Raw genomic sequence first — 2531 nt, 5'->3', positions numbered from 1 at the left:
CTGGGAGGCCGACGTCGTGGCCTCCGACGGCGGGATCGTGCACCTGCGCCCGATCACCGCCGAGGATGCCGACGACCTGCTGGAGTTCCATTCCAAGCTCTCCGACCGGACCCGCTACCTGCGCTACTTCGGTCCCTACCCGCGGATCTCCCCGCGGGACCTGGAGCGCTTCACCGTCGTCGACCACCGCAAACGGGTCGCGTTCCTGGCCCTGCTCGGCGACGAGATCATCGCGGTGGGCCGGTACGAGGGACTCGGCAAGCCCGACGAGCCGGTCGTCTCGGCCGAGGTGGCGTTCGTGGTGCGCGACGACCACCAGGCCCGCGGTCTCGGGTCGATCCTGCTCGAACACCTCGCCGCAGCGGCCCGGGAGAACGGGCTGAGCCGGTTCGAGGCCGAGGTGCTGGTGGAGAACCACGCGATGGTGCGGGTGTTCCGGGAGGCCGGTTACGGCGTCACCCGGGCGTTCGCCGAGGGCGTGCTGCACCTCGAGTTCGACATCGACCCGACCGAGCGCTCGATCGCGGTGCGCGACTCCCGGGAGCAGGCCGCCGAGGCCCGCAGCGTGGCCAACCTGCTCAACCCCGGCTCGGTCGCGGTGATCGGTGCCTCGGCCGACGAGTCGAAGATCGGGCACGCGGTCCTGATCAACCTGCTGCGCGCCGGGTTCACCGGCCCGGTGTACCCGGTGAACCCGGACGCCCGGTCGGTGCGCGGCGTGCGCGCCTACCCGTCGGTGATCGACATCCCGGACGAGGTGGACCTCGCCGTGGTCGCTGTGCCGGCGTCCGGGATCGACGACGTGATGGACTCCTGCCTGGCCAAGGGCGTGAAGGTGCTCGTCGTGATCAGCTCCGGGTTCGCCGACGCCGGGGGCGGGGGCACCGTGGCCGAACGCCGGCTCGTCGCCGAGGCCCGCTCGCACGGCATGCGGGTGGTCGGCCCGAACGCGCTCGGGGTGGCGAACCCGAGCCCCGCGGTGCGGCTCAACGCCACCCTCGCCCCGAAGCTGCCCGGCCACGGCCGGACCGGGTTCTTCTGCCAGTCCGGCGCCCTGGGCACGGCGATCCTGGCCAGCGCCCGCTCCCGCGGGCTGGGGCTGTCGTCGTTCGTCTCGGCCGGCAACCGCGCCGACGTCTCCGGCAACGACCTGCTGCAGTACTGGCAGACCGACCCGGGCACCGACCTCGTGCTCCTCTACCTGGAGACGTTCGGCAACCCGCGCAAGTTCGCCCGGGTGGCCCGGCGCCTGGCCCGCACCAAACCGGTGGTCGCGGTGAAGAGCGGCCGGCACACCGCGCCGGTGCCGTCGCTGGCCGCGGTGTCCCCGCCGATCGACGAGGCGAGCGTCGAGGCGCTGTTCGAGCAGTCCGGCGTGATCCGGGTGGAGACGCTGCCGCAGCTGTTCGACACCGCGCTGCTGCTGGCCTACCAACCGTTGCCCGCCGGGCGCCGGGTCGCCGTGGTCGGCAACTCGACGGCGCTGAACCTGCTGGTCACCGACGGCCTGCTGGACGAGGGACTGGAGCCGGCCGGGGACCCGGTGGACGTCGGGACGGCCGCGTCGCCGGAGCAGTTCGCCGCCGGGGTGGAGGGCGCCCTGCACGGGCCGGACTCCCCGGACGCGTTGATCGCGGTGTTCGTCCCGCCGGTCGCGGTCCCGGGCGCGGACTACGCGCACGCGCTGCGCGACGTGGCCGACGGTGCCGGGATCCCGGTGAGCGCGGTGTTCCTGGCCGTGGAGGGCATCCCGCACGAGCTCGCCGTACCCGGCCCGGACGGGTCGCCGGGCCCGGGTTCGGTGCCCAGCTACGCCAGCCCCGAACGGGCTGCGGCCGCGCTGGGCCGGGTCACCCGCTACGCGCAGTGGCGCGAGACCCCGGTCGGGGAGTTCGTGGTGCCCGAGGGCATCGACACCGCGCGGGCCCGCGGGCTGGTCGCCTCGCTCGGCGTGGAGCGCGAGCACACGCTCACCGACGACGAGGCGGTCGAGCTGCTCGGCTGCTACGGGATCGACGTCACGGCGTTCCGCACCGTGCGCGACGAGGACGCGGCCGTCGAGGCGGCCTCCGCGCTGGGCTTCCCGGTGGTGCTCAAGGCGGTCGGGCAGCGCTGGCGGCACCGCAGCGACTTCGTCGGGGTCCGCCTCGACCTCGCCTCGGCCGACGCGGTGCGCGTCGCGCACGCGGAGCTGTCCCGGCTCACCGGCTCGGACGAGGTCTACGTGCAGCGGATGGCGCCGAAGGGGACGTCCTGCATGCTCGAGGTCGTCGACGACCCCTCGTTCGGCTCGCTGCTCTCGTTCGGGCTCTCGGGCCTGGCCACCGAGCTGCTCGACGACCACGCCTACCGGGTGCTGCCGGTCTCCACCGACGACGCCGCCCGCCTGGTCCGGGCACCGCGGGCTGCGCCCCTGCTGACCGGGTACCGCGGCACCGAACCGGTCCGGATGGACGCCCTGGAGGACCTGGTGCTGCGCGTCGGGCAGCTCACCGAGGACATCCCCCAGGTGCGGTCGCTGGCCCTGGACC

The 2531-nt window shown here is 74.2% G+C and carries 1 protein-coding gene; it reads left to right on the top strand.

The features are described from left to right. Positions 1–2531: bifunctional GNAT family N-acetyltransferase/acetate--CoA ligase family protein (locus I4I78_RS31850; protein WP_218615219.1), on the top strand; the 2531-nt coding region annotated here is incomplete at both ends.

It is taken from the genome of Pseudonocardia sp. KRD291 (assembly GCF_019263595.1).
In the GTDB taxonomy this organism is placed as follows: Bacteria; Actinomycetota; Actinomycetes; order Mycobacteriales; family Pseudonocardiaceae; genus Pseudonocardia.
This window is presented reverse-complemented; position numbering and strand designations above follow the sequence as displayed.